This is a genomic window from Sulfuritalea hydrogenivorans sk43H, from assembly GCF_000828635.1.
GTDB lineage: Bacteria > Pseudomonadota > Gammaproteobacteria > Burkholderiales > Rhodocyclaceae > Sulfuritalea > Sulfuritalea hydrogenivorans.
On record NZ_AP012547.1, the window covers coordinates 562,957 to 581,647 of the forward strand.

14 protein-coding genes are annotated in these 18,691 nt (G+C 65.0%); 10 read left to right on the forward strand and 4 right to left on the reverse strand.

Annotated features, from left to right (window positions below; translation table 11 throughout):
* Positions 1-58: 58 nt before the first annotated feature.
* The 10 genes from SUTH_RS02800 to SUTH_RS02845 all read left to right on the forward strand — a co-directional run bounded on the left by SUTH_RS02800 (position 59) and on the right by SUTH_RS02845 (position 10,244).
* Complete coding sequence (locus tag SUTH_RS02800; protein WP_231851092.1) at positions 59-1,591, forward strand: Eco57I restriction-modification methylase domain-containing protein; 1,533 nt, start codon at positions 59-61, stop codon at positions 1,589-1,591.
* The gene (locus tag SUTH_RS02805; protein ID WP_041096932.1) at positions 1,579-2,511 is read left to right on the forward strand and encodes a BsuBI/PstI family type II restriction endonuclease; all 933 of its coding nucleotides are present in this window, start codon (positions 1,579-1,581) and stop codon (positions 2,509-2,511) included. Before SUTH_RS02800 ends, SUTH_RS02805 begins: the two co-directional genes overlap by 13 nt.
* Before the next feature lie 92 nt (positions 2,512-2,603).
* Positions 2,604-2,942 (forward strand): DUF2946 family protein, encoded by a 339-nt coding sequence (locus tag SUTH_RS02810; protein ID WP_041096934.1) that lies wholly within the window; start codon positions 2,604-2,606, stop codon positions 2,940-2,942.
* A 74-nt stretch (positions 2,943-3,016) separates the two neighbouring features.
* The gene (locus SUTH_RS02815) at positions 3,017-4,420 is read left to right on the forward strand and encodes a DUF2059 domain-containing protein (protein ID WP_041096936.1); all 1,404 of its coding nucleotides are present in this window, start codon (positions 3,017-3,019) and stop codon (positions 4,418-4,420) included.
* Between the two features lie 10 nt (positions 4,421-4,430).
* The gene (locus tag SUTH_RS02820; RefSeq protein WP_041101514.1) at positions 4,431-5,321 is read left to right on the forward strand and encodes a metal ABC transporter substrate-binding protein; all 891 of its coding nucleotides are present in this window, start codon (positions 4,431-4,433) and stop codon (positions 5,319-5,321) included.
* Between the two features lie 97 nt (positions 5,322-5,418).
* Positions 5,419-6,231 (forward strand): metal ABC transporter permease, encoded by an 813-nt coding sequence (locus SUTH_RS02825; RefSeq protein WP_052473134.1) that lies wholly within the window; start codon positions 5,419-5,421, stop codon positions 6,229-6,231.
* 39 nt (positions 6,232-6,270) lie between these two features.
* Positions 6,271-7,368 (forward strand): STAS domain-containing protein, encoded by a 1,098-nt coding sequence (locus SUTH_RS18215; protein WP_148312836.1) that lies wholly within the window; start codon positions 6,271-6,273, stop codon positions 7,366-7,368.
* Positions 7,369-7,389: 21 nt separating this feature from the next.
* Entirely contained in the window at positions 7,390-7,926 is a 537-nt protein-coding gene (hslV, locus tag SUTH_RS02835) for an ATP-dependent protease subunit HslV (RefSeq protein ID WP_041096938.1), read from the forward strand.
* 10 nt (positions 7,927-7,936) lie between these two features.
* Positions 7,937-9,259, forward strand: coding sequence for an ATP-dependent protease ATPase subunit HslU (hslU, locus tag SUTH_RS02840; RefSeq protein ID WP_041096940.1), 1,323 nt, complete (start codon positions 7,937-7,939; stop codon positions 9,257-9,259).
* A 109-nt stretch (positions 9,260-9,368) separates the two neighbouring features.
* Positions 9,369-10,244, forward strand: a complete 876-nt coding sequence (locus SUTH_RS02845; protein WP_041096941.1) for an AEC family transporter — start codon at positions 9,369-9,371, stop codon at positions 10,242-10,244.
* A 29-nt stretch (positions 10,245-10,273) separates the two neighbouring features.
* On the opposite strand, the gene SUTH_RS18220 is transcribed toward SUTH_RS02845, so the two are convergent.
* The 4 genes from SUTH_RS18220 to SUTH_RS18235 all read right to left on the reverse strand — a co-directional run bounded on the left by SUTH_RS18220 (position 10,274) and on the right by SUTH_RS18235 (position 18,583).
* Entirely contained in the window at positions 10,274-12,298 is a 2,025-nt protein-coding gene (locus tag SUTH_RS18220; RefSeq protein ID WP_052473136.1) for an SUMF1/EgtB/PvdO family nonheme iron enzyme, read from the reverse strand.
* A gap of 44 nt (positions 12,299-12,342) precedes the next feature.
* Positions 12,343-14,409, reverse strand: coding sequence for an SUMF1/EgtB/PvdO family nonheme iron enzyme (locus tag SUTH_RS18225; protein WP_052473137.1), 2,067 nt, complete (start codon positions 14,407-14,409; stop codon positions 12,343-12,345).
* Positions 14,406-16,010, reverse strand: a complete 1,605-nt coding sequence (locus SUTH_RS18230; RefSeq protein ID WP_052473139.1) for a caspase family protein — start codon at positions 16,008-16,010, stop codon at positions 14,406-14,408. Before SUTH_RS18230 ends, SUTH_RS18225 begins: the two co-directional genes overlap by 4 nt.
* Positions 16,011-16,177: 167 nt before the next feature.
* Positions 16,178-18,583, reverse strand: coding sequence for a caspase family protein (locus tag SUTH_RS18235; protein WP_052473141.1), 2,406 nt, complete (start codon positions 18,581-18,583; stop codon positions 16,178-16,180).
* Between the last annotated feature and the right edge of the window lie 108 nt (positions 18,584-18,691).

Here is an 18,691-nt window from a genome sequence, read left to right on the forward strand (position 1 = left end):
GATCGGGTGTCTCAGACCCTTGGTTCGCAGATGACATGGATGCGCCCGTGGCGGTAAGATGACGCAAATGGAAAGCGCGCATGGATCGCAGATATCGACATCGTCCAATCTCACGAAAGCATTGGAGCGGCGGCGCGAGAGTATCGCCAGGGGAACGACTGCCAGAAAGAAATCGGAACTCGGGCAGTTCATGACCGCTGCGCCTATCGCCAACTTCATGTCGCGGCTTTTCTCCGGACTTTCCGGCGCCGAAATCCGATTGCTGGACGCTGGAGCAGGCATGGGTTCGCTGGTGGCCGCATTCGAACGCGAAGCCGTGAATAGAGGGGCCGTGTCCATCAGCGCCGAAGCATGGGAGATCGACCCGGAGATGGTTCCCCATCTGGAGGAAACGCTGATGGAACTGGCTGCGTCCTCCGCGTTTTCGTATTCGATCAAGGACGGCGACTTCGTCTGGGCCGCGAGCCGGGATATTGCGCTTCGGAAGCCCCCCCGCTTTACCCACGCCATCCTCAATCCGCCCTACAAGAAACTCGGCGGCAAGTCCGACGAACGCATGGCGCTGCGCGACGCCGGAATCGAGACCGGGAATTTTTACTCCGCGTTCGTGGCTCTCGCCTTGCTCTTGCTCGAAGAGGGTGGCGAACTGGTTGCGATCACGCCTCGCAGTTTTTGCAACGGCACCTATTTTCGTTCGTTCCGGCAGTTGATGCTTGTCCGGGCGGCCTTGACGCACGCGCACGTTTTCGAGTCGAGGACGAAAGCATTCAAGGGTGACGAGGTACTGCAGGAGAACGTCATTTTTCGCCTGGTCAAGGGTGCGCAACAGGGGAACGTGACGGTGTCCACAAGTACGGATGGAAGCTTTGCCGATATTCGTGAACGATCCGTGCCCTTTACCGAGGTTGTATTGCCGGATGACACGGAGGCGATCATTCATCTCGTGCCCGACGAGGACTGCGTGGCGCGAAACGAGATGGCGCGCTTCACGAACAGCCTGGAGGATATCGGGATCGGTGTTGCGACCGGCCCCGTGGTTGATTTTCGCCTGAGAGAATACCTGTCCGACGAGCCGAGACCGACATCTGTTCCACTGATCTATCCGATGCACTTCGAGAACGGCTTCGTCATCCATCCAAAGACCGGAAAGAAGCCCAACTGGATCGACAGAAACGATACGACGGAGAAATGGCTGATGCCCTCCGGACACTACGTCCTTGTCCGCAGACTGTCTTCGAAGGAGGAAAAGCGGCGGCTTGTTCCCGCCGTGTTCGATCCGGCGAAGATCGCCGGAGAAAAAATCGGATTCGAAAACCATGTCAATGTATTCCACGGGAACAAGGCGGGACTTCCAGCGGATATCGCACGGGGCCTTGCGGTCTGGCTCGGATCGACGACGGCGGACGAATGGTTGCGGCGTTTCAACGGACATACACAGGTCAATGCGGGGGATCTGCGGGCATTGCGCTACCCCGATCTCGAAACCTTGAAGGCATGGGGCCGCAAGATCGGTGACACGCTTCCCTCGCAGGAAGAAATCGACGCGATGGTGGCGCAGCGCGGCAAAGCGGGAAGTGCATGGGAAAGATAGACCAGGCCATCGGGATCATCGCCGCCCTCGGATATCCGAAGGCGCAGCAGAATGAGCGCAGCGCATTGGCTTTGCTCGCGCTGATCCAGCTCAAGGAGCGAGGCTCCTGGAAGAGCCTCAAGGCTCCGCGGCTCGGGGTGCGGGCGATACTCGATTTTTGCCGGAACGATTACTCCAGACCTTATGCCGAGAACTCCCGCGAGTCGTTTCGCAAGGAGACGCTACACCAGTTCGTTGCCGGTGGCCTTGCTCTTCAGAACCCGGACCAGCCGGACAGGGCGCCAAACAGTCCGAAGTGGTGCTATCAGATCGCGCCGGACGCCAAACTTCTGCTGGAGACCTACGGCACTTCGGAGTGGAAGCCTTCGTTGAATGCCTACCTCGCCAACGTCGCCACGCTGTCGGAGCGTTATGCCGCTGCTCGCGAGATGGAAATGACGCCGTGCCGGCTGCCCGGTGGCAAGGTGCTCAAGCTTGCACCCGGGCCGCATGGCGAACTGATCCGGGATATCGTCGAACAGTTCGCGCCACGATTCGTTCCCGGTTCCCGGCTGCTCTATGTGGGAGACACCGGCAACAAATCCATTGTGTTCGACGAGGCTGGCTTCGCACAAACAGGTGTGACGCTCCACGGTCGGGGCAAGCTACCGGACGCGGTATTCCTCGACGAAAAAAGAAACTGGCTCGTCCTCGTCGAGTCGGTCACCAGCGTCGGCCCCATGGACGGCAAGCGGCACGCGGAACTGATGTCCCTTTTTGCGAAATCGACGGCTGGTCTGGTCTTTGTAACCGCGTTTCCCAATCGCGGCATGATGGCCCGGTTCCTCGGTGATCTGGCGTGGGAGACCGAGGTTTGGTGCGCCAGCGATCCAACCCACATGATCCACTTCAACGGCGACCGCTTTCTCGGGCCTCATTAGCATGACTATTCCGGCAGAGGCCGACGGCGAGCGTATATCCTATCGGGCTACCGGATTGAGCGTTGCGGGCAGTGTGTTCTAATACGCGCCCCATGCGCCGCTTCCTGCACCCCTTCCTCGCCCTGTTGCTCTCGCTGCTGCTGGTCGGCGGCCAGCAGGCCGCGCTCGCCCACATGCTCGGGCATGCGACGACAACGGGAGCCGTTGAAGTTGCGCAGGAAGGCGATGCCGGCCACGACGCGGCGCTGGTCCTGTCGCATACCTGCACCACCTGCCTGGCCTTCGCCGGCGTCGATGCGGCGCCCCCCGTGTCGATCGCTCCGCTGGCAACAGCATCCGGTCATGTGGCGGCACCCGTTGCCGCCGTGTCGCCAGCGCCGACTCTTCGATTCGTTGCGGCGTTTCGCAGCCGCGCTCCACCCCTGCTCTAAAGCCCCCTGACGTTTTTCCGCGCCGTCGGCCTGTCGCCGCCCGGTGCTTCCCGTCATTTGCTTCTGGAGCAATCATGAATCGCACATCCGTATCCGTGCTGGCCGCCTGTGGCGTGCTGGCGAGCTTTCCGGCCGCCGCCGATGCCGGCCTGCAAGCCCTGCGCGAGGAAATCGCGCAGATGAGAAAGTCCTACGAACAGCGCATCGACGCGCTGGAAAAGCGCCTGGCCCAGGCCGAGAGCACTTCGATCCAGGCCAGGACCGCCGCCGACAGCGCCGCGAGCAAGGCTGCGCGTCAGGGCGATGCCAAGGCCGGCGGCTTCAATCCCGAAATTTCGCTGACCCTGCAAGGCGCCCTGACCCGGACGCAGCGCGATCCCGCAACATGGACCCTGCAAGGCTTCGTGCCGCCGGGCGAGCCCGACGAGGTCGGCCCGCCGCGCCGCCGCGGCTTCAGCCTGCAGGAAAGCGAGCTCGGCATTGCCGCCAACATCGATCCGAACTTTCGCGGCTACCTCAACCTGGCCATGACGCCGGACAACACGGTGGCACTCGAAGAGGCCTATTTCCAGACCCTCGGCCTCGGCGCCGGGCTGACGCTCAAGGGCGGCCGCTTCCTGTCCGGCATCGGCTACCAGAACGAAATACATCCGCATGCCTGGGATTTCGCCGACGCGCCGCTGGCCTACACGGCTTTCTTCGGCAACAAGCTGACGGCGGAAGGCGTGCAGCTGAAATGGCTGGCGCCGACCGAGACCTACTTCGAACTCGGTCTCGAAGGCGGTCGCGACAACAGCTTTCCCGGCGGCGCCAGGAACAAGAGCGGCACGGCGCTGGGCGCGGCCTTTGCCCGCATCGGCGGCGACGCCGGCATCGCGAACACCTGGCGCGCCGGCCTGTCGTATGTGGCGACCCATCCCGGCGCGCGCGCCTACGACGGCGTCGATGCCACCGGCCTCGCCACCAGCAATACTTTCGCCGGCAGGAGCCGTACCGTCGGCGCCGACTTCGTCTGGAAATGGGCGCCCAACGGCAATCCGGTCGAGCGCAACTTCAAGCTGCAGGCCGAGGTTTTTCGTCGCAGCGAAACCGGCAAGCTGACGTGCGCCGAACGCGACACCAGCGGCGCCTGCGGCGGGGCGGCGGGGCTGACCGACAGCTATGACGCGCGCCAGTCGGGCTGGTACGCGCAGGGCGTGTGGCAGTTCATGCCGCGCTGGCGCGTCGGCTATCGCCATGACCGGCTCGATTCCGGGACGACGACGCTGGGCCCGACACTGGTCGCCGCCGACCTGCCGCAACTGGCGGCGTGGAAGCCGCGACGCGACACGGTGATGGTCGACTTCGCCTCGTCCGAGTTCGCGCGCCTGCGCTTCCAGGTCGCGCGCGACGATTCGCGCGGACCGGGGCTGCGCGACAACCAGTTCTGGGTGCAGTACATCATGAGCCTGGGTGCCCACGGCGCACACAAGTTCTGAGGAGATGGCAATGCGAATTTTCATGATGCTTCTTGCCGCGCTGCTGTCTTTCCCCACGCAGGCGGCGCTCAACGTACTGGCCACGGTGCCCGAATGGGCGGCGCTGGCGCAGGAGATCGGCGGCGACAAAATCAAGGCAAGTTCCGCGACCACTGGCTTGCAGGACCCGCACCGGATCGACGCGCGGCCGTCGCTGATCGCGCGGGCGCGCAACGCCGACCTGGTCATCGCCACCGGCGCCGAACTGGAGGTGGGCTGGCTGCCGGTGGTGCAGCGCGAATCCGGCAACGCCCGCATCCAGACCGGCCAGCCGGGCTATTTCGAAGCGGCGGTCCACGCGCGAATGCTGGAAATTCCGGCAAAGCTGGATCGTGCCGACGGCGATGTGCATGCCAATGGCAATCCACACATCAACACCGACCCGCGCGTCTACCTCAAGGTCGGCGAGGCGCTGGCGGCGCGCCTGGCGCAACTCGATCCGGCCAATGCCGCGGCCTACCACGCGGGCTATGCGGCTTTCGCGGCGCGCTGGCGCGCGAACCTGGTGCGCTGGGAAAAGCAGGCCGCGAGTTTGCGCGGGCAGCCGGTCGTCGTCCAGCACAAGTCCTTTTCCTACCTGCTCGACTGGCTGGGGCTCAAGGAAGTGGCGACGCTGGAACCCAAGCCGGGCGTCGAGGCCTCCGCCGCACACCTCTCGCGCGTGCTTGATCAGGTGCGCGCGCAAAAGCCGCGCTGGGTGATCCGCGCGGTCTGGGAAAGCAGCCGCGCCACCGACTGGTTCGCCGCCAACAGCGGCACGCCGGCCGTGGTGCTGCCTTTCACCGTCGGCGGCAGCGAGGCGGCGAAGGATCTCGCCAGCCTGTTCGACGATACGCTGGCGCGCTTGCTGGTGGTGAAATGAAACTGCAAGAAGCGGCTTATCCGCAGATTTCGCAGATTACGCTCAGGTTCATCTGCGTCAATCTGCGAAATCTGCGGACTGAATCAAGGCTTTTGAAATGAACACACTCGACTGGACCCTGCTCATCGCTCCCTTCGCCGCCGGCCTGCTGGTGCTGGCGACGCATGTCGTGCTGGGCATCGACGTGCTGCGGCGGGGCATCATTTTCATCGACCTGGCGATCGCCCAGGTGGCGGCGCTGGGCGCCGTCGCCGCCAGCCTGACCGACCTCGATGCCGTGTTTCATGATCTGCCGCACGGCATGGGCGCCCAACTGGCCGCCGCGCTGGCGGCAGGCGTCGGCGCCCTGCTGTTGACCTGGTGCGAGCGCCGCTGGCCGGATATCCAGGAAGCGCTGATCGGCCTCGTGTTTGTCTTCGCCGCCGCCGCCGGCATCCTGTTGCTGGCGCATCACCCGCATGGCGGCGAACACCTGCGCGACCTGCTGGCCGGCCAGTTGCTCTGGGTGGGCTGGTCCGCCCTGTGGCCCGTGGCGCTGCTATATGCCATCGTGCTGGCCCTGTGGTTCGGGCCGGCGCAGCGCTGGCCGCGCCTCGGCTTCTACCTGCTGTTCGCCATCACCGTGACGGCATCGGTGCAACTGGTCGGCGTGCTGCTGGTGTTCACCAGCCTGATCGCACCTGCCGTCGCGACGCGCGCTTTCGGCGGCAGGCGGCGTGTCGTCATCGCCTATCTGCTGGGTGCGGCGGGCTATGCCACCGGCCTCGCCCTTTCGCTATATGCCGACCTTCCCGCCGGGGCGACCGTGGTCTGCTGCCTGTGCCTGCTGGCGCTGGCCGGGCTGAGCTGCTTCAGGCCCGTGGCCGGCGGGTTATACTCTCCGATCCCCAACAAAAGCACGCATGATTAGTGCTCCAGATCAGCTGTGGCAGACGACAACGACGATCTGATGTCCCTCGATTTCACGGTGCCCGGTGCGTTCGAAGCGCCGCCGGAGGAGCCTGCCGCGCCTGAAATCCCCGCGCCTCCCGCGGCGCCGCCGGCACCGGTGCGTCCGCCCATGCCGGCCGCGCTCGAAGAGGCCGCAAGAATGTACGCCGCCGGGCAGGAGCTGGAAGCCATGCGCCGGCTGGAGTCCGCGATCAAGAACGGCGAGGACCTCGGTGATGCCGCCGTGCGTGCCTGGGGCTGCCTGTTCGAATTGCTGCAGGTGCTTGGCCGCCGTCCGGCTTTCGATGCCCTGGCGCTGACTTTTGCGCGCCGCTTCGAGAAGTCGCCGCCGACCTGGAGCCCGGTGGTCGATGGTCCGCATGTCGCCAGCGAGAGCAGTGGCGGGCGGGCCCACGTTTCGCTCTCTGGCATGCTGGATGCCGGCATCGGCGAAGTCCTCAAGCAGACCATGAAGCTGGCGGCCACCAGCGCCATGGTGCGCATGGACCTGGCCAAGCTGGAAGATGCCGACAACAACGGCGCGACGCTGCTGATGCGCGCGCTGGCCGCGCTGAAACGGGCGAAGAAGGAAATCGTGTTCGGCAACCCCGAGCATCTGGCGCAGATCCTCTCGGCGAAACTGGTGCCGGGGGAGCGCAGCAACGAATCGATGTGGCTGCTGCTGCTGGAGCTGTATCAGCAGGCATACCGACAGGATGCCTTCGAGGAGGCGGCGGTGAATTACGCCGTGACCTTCGAGGTTTCACCACCCTCGTGGGAGGCACTGCCGCCACGGGCCGCCGAGGCGCCGCAGGCATCGTCCGCAAACGGCCCCAAGTCCGACGAATTTGTCCTGCGCGGGCAGATGCTGGGCGCCAACGCCGCCCAGTTTGCGCCGCTGGACGCGGCGCTGGCCGGCAGCGAGGAGTTCGACATCGACGCCCACAACCTGGTGCGCATCGACGCCGGCAGCGCGGCGCACCTGCTCGACGTCCTGACCCGCCTGCATGACTCCGGCAAAAAGTTGCGCATCATCGGTTTGAGCACGCTGGTGGCGGCCTACCTGGAAACGCTCGGCTTTGCCGATGTGGCCGAGCTGCGCGCCCGCGTCATCTGAACCCTTTCAGCAAGGATTTCCATGGAGCAATACCACGGCACCACCATTCTTTCCGTGCGCCGCGGCAGCAGTGTCGCGCTCGGCGGCGACGGCCAGGTCACGCTGGGCAACATCGTGGTCAAGGCCACCGCGCGCAAGGTGCGGCGGCTCTACAACGAGCAGATCCTGGCCGGATTCGCCGGCGGCACGGCGGACGCCTTCACGCTGTTCGAGCGCTTCGAGGCCAAGCTGGAGCAGTACCAGGGCAACCTGCTGCGTTCGGCGGTGGAACTGGCCAAGGACTGGCGCACCGACCGCGCGCTGCGCCGGCTGGAAGCCATGCTTTCGGTGGCCGACCGCGAGCATTCGCTGATCATCACCGGCAACGGCGACGTGCTGGAACCGGAATACGGACTGGTCGCCATCGGCAGCGGCGGCGCCTATGCGCAATCGGCCGCGCGCGCCCTGCTGGAGAACACGACCTTGTCCCCGGCCGAGATCGTCAAGAAGTCGCTGGAAATCGCCGGCGATCTTTGCATCTACACCAACCAGAACCACATCATCGAAATTCTGGACTGAGGTTGCCCGAATGTCCTCCATGACTCCCGCGGAAATCGTTTCCGAACTCGACAAGCACATCGTCGGCCAGGCGCGCGCCAAGCGCGCCGTGGCGATCGCCCTGCGCAACCGCTGGCGCCGCATGCAGGTGGCCGATCCGCTGCGCACCGAGATCACGCCGAAGAACATCCTGATGATCGGGCCCACCGGCGTCGGCAAGACCGAAATCGCGCGGCGCCTGGCGCGGCTGGCCAACGCCCCCTTCATCAAGATCGAGGCGACCAAGTTCACCGAAGTCGGCTACGTCGGGCGCGACGTGGACACCATCATCCGCGACCTCGCCGAGACAGCGATCAAGAACGCCCGCGAGGAGGCCATGCGCATCGTGCGCGACCGCGCCATGGATGCCGCCGAGGACCGCGTACTCGACGTGCTGCTGCCACCGGCAAGAGTCGGCGCTGGCGATACGCCGGAAGAAAGCTCGACGCGCCAGAAATTCCGCAAGAAGCTGCGCGAAGGCGAACTCGACGACAAGGAAATCGAAATCGAAGTCGCCGCACCGCAGGCCAGCATGGAAATCTTCGCCCCGCCCGGCATGGAAGACCTGACGCAGCAGATCCAGGGCATGTTCCAGAACATCGGCGGCGGCAAGAAGCGGCAGCGCAAAATGAAAATCCGCGACGCCATGAAATCGCTGGCCGACGAAGAGGCCGCGCGCCTGATCAACGACGAGGAGGTCAAGACCGAGGCGCTGAAGAACGTCGAGCAGAACGGCATCGTCTTCCTCGACGAGATCGACAAGATCGCTTCGCGCTCCGAAGCCCACGGCGCCGAGGTTTCGCGCCAGGGCGTGCAGAGGGACCTCTTGCCGCTGGTCGAGGGCACCACGGTGTCGACCAAGTACGGCATGATCAAGACCGACCACATCCTGTTCATCGCCAGCGGCGCCTTCCATGTGGCCAAGCCCTCCGACCTGATTCCTGAATTGCAGGGGCGCTTCCCGATCCGCGTCGAACTCGATTCGCTGTCGGTGGACGACTTCCAGCGGATACTCACCCAGACCGACGCCTGCCTGACGCGCCAGTACCAGGCCCTGCTGGCGACCGAAGACGTGACGCTGGAGTTCGCTGCAGACGGCATCAAGCGCCTCGCCGAGATCGCCTTCCAGGTTAACGAGAAGACCGAAAACATCGGCGCGCGCCGGCTCTACACCGTGATGGAAAAGCTGCTCGAGGAAATCTCCTTCGACGCCGGCAAGCGTGGCGGCGAGAAACTGGCCATCGATGGCGGCTACGTCGACGCCAAGCTGGGCGAACTGGCGAAGAACGAAGACCTTTCGCGCTACGTGTTGTAGCCATGCGCCGAGCCGCCTCAAGCGTGGCGAAGCCACCAAACCGGAGCCGCGCAGCGGCGAACACCCGTCACCCCCGCCTGGGTGGGGGCCGGGGGGTGGGGTGTTTTAATTGATCGAGCGCATCGCCGGGATCGTCTTCCCGATCTACGCCATCGTCGCCGTCGGCTACGGCTACGGACGCTGGAAGAAGCCGGACATGGCCTTTGCCAACCAGCTCAACATGGACATCTTCGTGCCGGCGCTGGTGTTCGCGGCGCTGGCCTCGAAGTCCTTCGACATCGCGCAGAACATTCCGCTGCTGCTCGGCGGCACCGTCGTGGTGCTCGGCACCGGGCTGCTGGCCTGGCCGGTGGCGCGCCTCTTGGGCGTGGCGGGCAACACCTTCGTGCCGCCGATGATGTTCAAGAATTCCGGCAACATGGGCCTGCCGCTGATGGTGCTGGCCTTCGGCGAATCCGCGCTGCCTGCTGCCGTGGTGCTGTTCTTTGCCGAGAACTTCCTGCACTACTCGCTGGGCACCTGGCTGCTCGACCATCGCGCCAAGCTGTGGAACCTGTGGCGGGTGCCGGTGATCGCCGCCGCGCTGGCCGGCCTCGCCGTGAGCACGCTGCATTTTCCGCTGTGGCAGCCGCTGTGGCTGAGCGTCAAACTGCTGGGCGACGTGTCGATTCCGCTGCTGCTGTTTTCGCTCGGCGTGCGGCTCACCGACAGCCGCCATGCCGATTTGCACATCAGCCTCGCCGGCGCGATCACCTCGCCCGTTGCCGGCGTGCTGGTGGCCCTCTTGATGAACCTGCTGCTCGGCCTCACCGGGCGCGACGCGGCGATGCTGATCCTGTTCGGCGCCCTGCCGCCGGCGGTGCTCAATTACATCTTCGCCGAGCGCTACCGGCAGGAGCCGGAGCGCGTCGCCTCGATGGTGCTGGTCGGCAACATGGCTTCGCTGGCCATCATTCCGCTGACGCTGGCCTGGGTGCTGCGCTAGCCGGGAGTCGGCGCCGGCGCTACGGCGCGCTACTTGCCGCCGGCCCGTTTGGCCGTGACCGCGGTGCCCCAGTCATCCTTCCCCGTCATGCTGCGCCCGTCCTCGGCGAGCGTCATCACGTGCGTCCAGGTGTCGCTGAAGCGGAAGGCGATCTTGCGCTTGCCGGCATCCTCCCAGGTCCAGATGCAGGTGGTGCCGGTATTCAACAGGCATGTGCCGTCGGCATTGACCGTGTTGGTCCGGTCGGGGACGAGGAATGACCGCACCGACCAGTGCCAGCTGCCGCTGATGTCGGGGGACTGGGAGAGGTGTGGCGCGGGTTCGATCTCTTTGCGCTCGGAAAGCTCCCTGGCCACACGCAAGCCGCTGATGCCAAACACCCGGGATGTCGAAGGGTAGATGGTGCGAGCGGCCGAGCGGACGAACTCCTGCCCGTCGTTCCACGAACCCCCGCGCAGCACGCGGTTGCTGCAATCGCCACTCTTCCAGGCACTTCCATCCGCAGGCGCTCCGTTGTAACTGTCGTTCCAGCAGTCTTCCACCCATTCCAGCACGTTGCCGCTCATGTCGTAAAGACCAAAGGCGTTGGGCTGCTTGCCAGCCACGGCGTGCGCTGCGCCGCCGGCATTTTTTGTGTACCAGGCCACTGCCTCGATGCTTTGGCTTCCGCAGTATTCATGGCCTCTTCCCGCGCGGCAGGCATATTCCCACTCCGCCTCACTGGGCAGGCGGTAGGCCTTCCCTGTCCGGACACTGAGCTTGCGCAGGAACTCCTTGGCCTCATGCCAGCTTATCGTCTCCACCGGAAAATCGTCACCGTAATCCTTGAAGCCGCTGGGGTTGCTGCCCATGATTGCCATCCACTGCCCCTGCGTGACTTCGGTTTTGCCCAGGGCAAAGGCACGACTTATGGTCACGTCATGCACGGGTTTGCCCCAATCCTTATAGCTGTTCCCGCCCATCTGAAAGCTTCCCGGTGGAAGTGCCACCATGTCGGGACACTCGGCGCAGTCCTTGATCATCTGGCCGGCGGCCGGAGTGGTCGCCGGCGTTGCCGGCCGGGTTGCGTCCCTCAATCCGGCCAGTTTGACGTACGCCTGCGCCAGGTAGCGCCCGTTCGCGTATTGCCGGATATATTCCTCGAACACACCGACCTTTTCGCTGTTCTTGATCGCGTCCCACAGTTCGTCCTCTATCTGCGCCGCCGTGCGTGCCCCCGCAAGTTGCGGTGTGAGTTGGGCGATCTGCGCTCCACTGGCGTTGAAATAGAAGTCTCCCGTAAGGCTTGACGACTCCCATGGCGTCTGCGCCTCGTTGCTCTTCCTCACCACATTGGCGCGCACGCGCTTGAAGACGTCCTCGATCCGGATGTCCGGCACATCCATGGCCGCGAGCAATTCCGCCGTGTAGAGGCCGTTCCTGCCGTCGCCGTCGGCGGCGACCTTGCCCGGCGCCGTGGCGTAGGCGATCAGCGTGCCGGTCGGCGCGTTGATCTGCGCCAGGCCCTGGCCGCCGCCGCGAAAGCGCCGCTCGAAGGGGTTGTTGCGACAGGCATCGAGGATCACCAGCGACAGGCGCGCCGGCGCCAGCTTGTCGAGCAACTGGTCGACATCGACGGCCTCGCTGCTGACCGAGGATTCGCCGCGGATCTCGGCGTCGATCGGGATCAGGTAGTTCTTGCCGCGCACCTGCATGCCGTGGCCGGCATAGAAGAACAGCGCCTCGGTGCCGGCCTGCACCTTGTCGCCGAACTCGGTGAGCGAACGCAGCATTTCCTTTTGCCGCACGTCGGTGCGCACGATGACCTCGAAGCCGAGCCGCTTCAGTCGGGCGGCGATGTCGCGCGCATCATTGGCCGGATTCTTCAGCGCGCCGGCGCCGGGATAGGCGGCATTGCCGATCACCAGCGCGACGCGCCGTTCCGCCAGCGCCGTCCCGCAAGGGGATACCGCTCCGCATAACTTTTCGACGGTGAGGTTGCGCACCGGTTCGGCGGCAAACGCCGCAAGCGCAAACAGGCAGGACAATGCCAGGGCGAAGCCCCGGGGGAACATTGATTGCACGAAATGAGCGGGGGAGATCGACATGGCGTGCCGAGTTACCGCCGCCGGGCGGCAACCTCCTGCTGGCCATCCTGCTCGGTGGCAAGGCTCGACTCCCAGCCGAGCAGGGTGTCTTCGACTTTCACATAGACCGTCTTGCCGGGCTGCGCGGTGACGGTCACGGTTTTGTGGGGAGGCATCAGGCCATAGCCGGAAATCGTATACGTGCCTGGTGGATGGCTGATGCAGAAGGCATCGCTATTCTTCAGTTGTCCGACCTTCCTGCGATCCACTTCCACCGTCGCGGTAGTTCGACTGTTGATGAACTGGGGTGTGCGGAAGAAACACAGCGTGGCCGCGGCATTCTGTTCGGGCGGCGTTTGTTGTGCCCCCGGGATCGCTGCGCCGACAAGCGTTTGCGCCAGGCGGAAACCCCAGTGGCTGTTGCGCGTTGCCGGCTCGGCCCAGTCGCGCCGGGCCGCGCGCGCGAGGTGGGCTGGTCCGGCCCAGGAACCGCCGCGCGTCACGCGCTTCTCGCAATTGCCGCTCGCCCATGCGCTGCCGTCGTTCGGCGCGCCCTCGTAGTTGCCATGCCAGCAGTCCTCCACCCACTCCGTGACATTTCCGCTCATGTCATGAAGCTGCCAGGCGTTTGCCTGCTTGCCGGCGACCCGATGCGTCGCACCGGAAAAAAACGCGTCGTGCCAGGCGACGCCGGCGACGTTGTCGCTGCCGCAATACCACTGCCGAGCGCCGGCACGGCAGGCATATTCCCATTCGGCTTCACTCGGCAGGCGATAGGCCTTGCCGGTTTTCTGGCTGATCTTGCGAACGAAGTGCTGCACGTCGTCCCAGCTCACGTTCTCCACCGGGCAGTCGTCGCCGCAGTCGGCGAACCGGCTCGGGTTGTTGCCCATCATCGCGCGCCACTGGGCTTGCGTCACTTCCGTCCGGCCCAGGGCAAACGCGGCGGGGATGGTGACGCGATGCACCGGCTTGTCGGAATCCAGCATGCCGTCGCCCATTTCGAAACTGCCCGCCGGAATCGTCACCATCTCCGGACATTCGTCGCAGTCCTTGAATACCGGGCCGGCGCTTGCCGTCGGAGTCGGCGCTGGCGAGACGGCGGCGGAAGCCGCCATCGGTGCCGGACGCGGCACCTCCCGCAATCCCGCCAGCTTCACTCGCGCCTGCGCCAGGTAGCGGCCGTTCGGATATTGCCTGATGTATTCCTCGAACACGCCGATCTTCTCGCTGTCCCGGATTGCATCCCACAGTTCGTCCTCGATCTGTTCCGTCGTGCGCGCGCCGACGAGTTGCGGCGTGAGCTGGGCGACCTGCGCCGCCGGGCCGGGCGCAGCGGGCTGGAAGTAGAACTCGCCTTCGATGGTGCCTTCCTCCCAGGGTTCCTGCGCGCCCTTCGAGGCCTGCTTGACGCCGGAATAGACGCGCTTCAGCGCCTGTTCGATGGGCAGGCCGCGCTCGTCCATGACCCGCAGCAGGTGTTCGGTGTAGAGGCCGTTCCGGCCCTCGCCGTCGGCGGCGACACTGCCGGGGCGCGTGGCGAAGGAAATCTTGGTGCCCGACGGCGCTTCGATCTTGGCCAGGCCGCCGCCGGTGGAGCGAAAACGCCGGGTGAAGGGATTGTTGCGGCAGGCATCGAGGAAGATCAGGTTGAGCCGCGTCCTGGTGTCATCCATGATCTCCAGCAACTGGCTGACGTTGATGCTCTGGTTGGGCACGTCTTCTTCCGAAGTGATGTCGGCATCGACGGCGGGCAGGTAATTGACGCCCTTGACCTGCACGCCGTGGCCGGCATAGAAGAACAGGGCTTCGGAGCCAGGACTCAGCCGCGAGCGGAATTCGCGCAGCGTGGCGCCGATCTGCTTCGTCGTGAGGTTCTCGCGCTTGACCACGTCGAAGCCGAGTTTCTGCAGCTTGGCGGCGATGGCGCGGGCGTCATTGACCGGGTTCTTCAACGGCGAGGCGCCGTAGGCGGCGTTGCCGATGACCAGCGCCACGCGCTTCTCCGCCGCAGCGGGTTTATCGACGGCGAGGTTGCGCTGGGCCTGCGCCGGCAGCGCGGCGGCGAGCAGCAGAATCAGAACGAGCCAGGCTCTCATTTGGGTTTGCTTCCAGCCTGGAAGGCCTCCTTGCCGTCGCGCACGATGGATAGCGACACGTCCGGCGTGGAATCCAGTGCCGCCAGCCACCCGTCGATGTCTCCGGGTGACTTCACTTGCGTTACCACCCCTTGACGGACAACCCGGGTAATCCGGTCGTTGGGGAGCAACTCGAAGCCGCGCGCGACCAGCTTTTGCTGGTAGATCGATTTGATTTGCGAAAACAGCACGCCACCGGAGAAGCTTCCGAAAAACTTCTCAAGATCGCTTCCCAGTTTCCCGGCCGCTTGCTGAGATGCGGCTTCCTGGGGCTTTCCGAGCGTTACGGCGAGATCTTTCATTTGCCCGCGGCGGATCACGCGGACGTTGATCTGAGCGCCTGGTTCGCTGGAGGCCACCATTGGCGGCAGGTCGGCATAGTTCTGAATCGCTTGCCCCTGGAACTCGACCACGACGTCGCCCGATTCCATGCCGGCCTTTTCCGCCGGCCCTCCTTTGGCGGTGCTGACGACCAGCGCGCCCCGCGCCTCTTTCAGGCTGAAGGAAGCGGCGAGTTCCGGGGTTACTCCCTGTATTTGCACTCCAAACCAGCTGCGGGGCGGCGGAGCTGCACTGGCGGGTACTGGCGGCTGGACTGCCGCAACCTGCTTGGCCCCGCCCAGCTTGCGCACCATCAGCCGCGCTTCGGCGACGAAGCGGCCCTGCGGATACTGCTTCAGGTAGTCCTCGAAATCGGCGCTGTCCTGGCTGTCGCGGATGCGGTTCCAGAACTGCTGCTCGATCTGCTCGGGCGTATCGACGGCCATGGTCGTGGGCGGCACTTCCGCCGGCCGCGCCGTCGCGTCGGGGCGGAAGTGGAACTCGCCGGTGAGCGACGAGGCTTCCCAGGGAATTTGCGCATCGCCCGTGGCCCGCGCCACGCCGGCGCGCACCCGCTTGAACACGACTTCCACCGAAAGGCCGGGCGTTTGCAGATGACGCAGCAGTTCCTGCGTGTAGAGCCCGTTCCTGCCATCGCCGTCGGAGGCGACCTTGCCCGGCGCCGTGGCATAGGCGATCAGCGTGCCCTTGGGTGCGTCCATCTGCGCCAGGCCGCCGCCGACGCTGCGGAACTTGCGTTCGAAGGGGTTGTTGCGACAGGCGTCGAGGATCACCACGTTGAGCGGGCTGGCGGCGAATTGGTCGAGCACGGCATCGACATCCACCGCCTCGGCGCGCACCGAGGATTCGGAATTGATGCGGGCGTCGATCGGCAGCAGGTAGTTCTTGCCCTTCACCTGCATGCCGTGGCCGGCGTAGAAGAACAGGGCCATGGTGCTGGCGTTGAGCTTCTCGCCGAATTCGGCGATGGCGCGATTCATTTCCTTCTGCGGCACGTTGATCTTCTCGATCACCGTGAAGCCCAGCCGGCGCAGCGCGCCAGCCATGTCGCGGGCGTCGTTGGGCGGGTTCTTCAGCGGCGCCGAGGCGTAGGCGCCGTTGCCGATCACCAGCGCCACGCGCCGTTCCGCCGGCGCCGACTTCTCCACGGTGAGGTTGCGCTGGGCCTGCGCGGGCAGCGCGGCGGCGAGCAGCAGGCAGAGGGCAAGCAGGATTCTCATGTATCCAAAAAATTTCGGTTCAATCCGCAGATTACGCAGATTACGCAGATGAGACAACAAAATGGCGAGCGTCCACGACTCCCCCAGCAGGCAGTACGAGCTGACCATGCAATGCACTGATCCATCTGTGTCAATCGGCGAAATCTGCGGACAATTCTTTTGCAGGTTTAGCGCGTCTTCACCAGCGGGAAGCCCTGCCCGGTCGGCGACACGATCGGATACTGCTTGTGCTGGAATACCTTCTCGGCGAGCTCGGGCACCTGGCTGTCGACGTAGTCGGCCAGCTCCAGCGTCTTGATGAAGCCATCCTTGTCGGCATCCGCCGCGCCGTTGAGCCCCTCGACGATCACGTAGGTAAACAGCCCGTGCCCCTTGTAGCCTTCCAGCGCTTCCTGCACCGAGGTGGCGGCGGAGAGCACGGTGGAGCCGACGGCGCGCGACAGCACTTTCATTGCCGTGTCGTCGCTCATGCCGCGCGTCAGCATCGCGACCTGGATCGCGTCGCCGAGTTGTCCGGCGCTGCAGGTGTCGAGCACGACGAGTTTCTTCGAGGCGGGGATGTTGGAGATCATTTCCTTCAGCGAATCCTGCGTCAGCGCATCCTGCTTGAGCTTCGCCGTGGTGGTGGAGCCGACATTGGAGGTGATCAGCAGGTACTGGCCGTCATCCACCGTGCCGTGGCTGGCGACGTAGAACACGAACAGGTCTTCCGGCCCCACGTCCTGCCGCGCCTGCCTGAGCGCCGCGGTGATGGCGGTATTGGTGGTTTCCGCCGGCTTGAACAGGCGCTTGACGTGAACGGAACTGAACAAGCCCTTGCCCCGGGTTTCGAGCGTCGAGGCAAACAGCTCGGCGTCGGCGACCGAATACTTCAGCGCAAGGCGCGGATTGGCGAAATCCTTGATGCCGATCACGATGGCATGCAGCGCCGGCTGCCGCGCGACGATGCTGGCCTGCACCTCGATCGTCGTGTCGGCGCTCTGCATGCTGTTGTCGGCGTTGAAGGCGATGGCGCGGATGGTGTTGGCGCCCGGTTCCAGGCTGATCTCGTAGCGCAGCACCTGGGCATCCTGGCCGGCTTCGGCGACATTGAGGTTGCGCGTCTGCGTCTTCTCGAACACCACCGCGGCGCCGTTGCGGTAGAGGCGCACGTCGCCGATGCCGCCACCCTGGTCCTTGATCCGCAGCGAGACGCTGATCTTCGGGCTGGCGGTGGTATTCGGCGTGTCGACGATGGCGACGGTCGGCGGCGGCTTGATGTCGGCGATCTTCTTGTAGTCGCTCAGGGTGCCGCCGGAGAGCGCCACCTTGACCAGGTCGGGCCGGTAGAAGGATTCGCGCAACTGCGAAATGGTGAAGGGCGAGCCGGCGACGCTGACGCTGAGGTACTGGTCGCCTTTCTCCGAGGCGTTGTAGTAGCCGCTGGGCGTGGTGACCAGCCATTCGCCGTCGTCGAAGGCGATCATGGTCGCGGCTTCCTCGCCGTCGGCGACGTTGTAGAGACGCACCGAGGCGGCGGAGGTCACGGCGACCAGCTTGCTGTTGGGCGAGAAGGCGGCGTGGGCCGGGCTCATGTCGAACATCAGCTTTTCGTCGGGGCGCTTCAGCTGCCGGATCATCTGGCCGGTCGCCAGGTCCCACAGCTTGTATTCGCCCCGGTTCGTGCCGGTGATGAAGCGGCTGCCGTCCGGCGCCACTTCGATGACCGACAGCTTGGCGAAGTCCTTGTCGGTGGCGAGGAAGGTGTTCGCGACATCGTAACGAAGCAGCTCGCGGATCTGGTTGCCGGTGGCGGCGTCAAGCAGCGCCAGCGACATGGTGGCGCGCGTGCCCAGCGTGCCGTGGAATTCGGAGCGCGAGGCGAGCACATGGCGGCGGTCGGGCGTGAAGGCGACGGCATCGGTGCGGCGGTCGCCGGTGCGCCAGATTTCACGTCCCGTCTGCAGGTCGACCAGCATCAGCCCCTTCTGCGGATCACCCTTGAGCAGTGCGTTGCGCCCGTCGGGCGACATGGCGCCGACGGTATAGCCGTGAAAGCTTCTGACCACGGTATCGTTGCCCAGGTCGAACTGCTTGGTCTCCATGGTGACAGGGTCGAACAGGCCGCCGGGCTTGAATTCGCTGCCCAGCAGGTACTTGTTGCCGGCGGAGAACGCCAGCCTGAAGTTCAGGTTGCCCGGAATGGTCTTGATCTGCGCGCCGGTTTCCGCGTCCCACAGATAGGTAATGGTATCGCCGAACAGGCCGGTGGCACCGAAGGCCGCCAGCAGCTTGCCGTCGGGCGAATACACCACGTCGCCGAGGCCGTATTTGGCGGGAATCGACAGCGTGCGCAACCCCTTGGCCGTGGTCATGTCCCATATCTTGACCACCGGCGCGACGCCGGCCGAGGCGAGCCGCTTGCCGTCGGGCGAGTAGTCAAGGCTCCCCACGGCCATGACCTTGGCCTTGACTTCCATTTTCTGCGCGCTGCCGGATTTCATCTCCAGCTGCGGCGTCGCGGTCATCATTTCGGCGCAGCCGGACAGGGCCAGCGCGCCAGCCAGCGCAAGAAGGGGGCGAAGGGGGTTCATGGCTTTCTCCGATCATGCGGTCCGCGCGAAATACGCGCTTTCAGGCAAACCATAGCGCAGCCATTCCATCGGGATTCTGAGCTAGATCAAGGTCGGTCGCCGTACCGC

Bases quoted from the DNA above. Each gene is read 5' to 3' on its own strand.
- SUTH_RS02820 (WP_041101514.1), top strand. From the start codon at position 4,431: ATGCGAATTTTCATGATGCTTCTTGCCGCGCTGCTGTCTTTCCCCACG.
- SUTH_RS18230 (WP_052473139.1), bottom strand. From the start codon at position 16,010: ATGAGAATCCTGCTTGCCCTCTGCCTGCTGCTCGCCGCCGCGCTGCCC.
- SUTH_RS02815 (WP_041096936.1), top strand. From the start codon at position 3,017: ATGAATCGCACATCCGTATCCGTGCTGGCCGCCTGTGGCGTGCTGGCG.
- SUTH_RS02805 (WP_041096932.1), top strand. From the start codon at position 1,579: ATGGGAAAGATAGACCAGGCCATCGGGATCATCGCCGCCCTCGGATAT.
- SUTH_RS02825 (WP_052473134.1), top strand. From the start codon at position 5,419: ATGAACACACTCGACTGGACCCTGCTCATCGCTCCCTTCGCCGCCGGC.
- SUTH_RS18215 (WP_148312836.1), top strand. From the start codon at position 6,271: ATGTCCCTCGATTTCACGGTGCCCGGTGCGTTCGAAGCGCCGCCGGAG.
- SUTH_RS18220 (WP_052473136.1), bottom strand. From the start codon at position 12,298: ATGTTCCCCCGGGGCTTCGCCCTGGCATTGTCCTGCCTGTTTGCGCTT.
- SUTH_RS02800 (WP_231851092.1), top strand. From the start codon at position 59: ATGACGCAAATGGAAAGCGCGCATGGATCGCAGATATCGACATCGTCC.
- SUTH_RS18235 (WP_052473141.1), bottom strand. From the start codon at position 18,583: ATGAACCCCCTTCGCCCCCTTCTTGCGCTGGCTGGCGCGCTGGCCCTG.
- hslV (WP_041096938.1), top strand. From the start codon at position 7,390: ATGGAGCAATACCACGGCACCACCATTCTTTCCGTGCGCCGCGGCAGC.
- hslU (WP_041096940.1), top strand. From the start codon at position 7,937: ATGTCCTCCATGACTCCCGCGGAAATCGTTTCCGAACTCGACAAGCAC.
- SUTH_RS18225 (WP_052473137.1), bottom strand. From the start codon at position 14,409: ATGAGAGCCTGGCTCGTTCTGATTCTGCTGCTCGCCGCCGCGCTGCCG.
- SUTH_RS02810 (WP_041096934.1), top strand. From the start codon at position 2,604: ATGCGCCGCTTCCTGCACCCCTTCCTCGCCCTGTTGCTCTCGCTGCTG.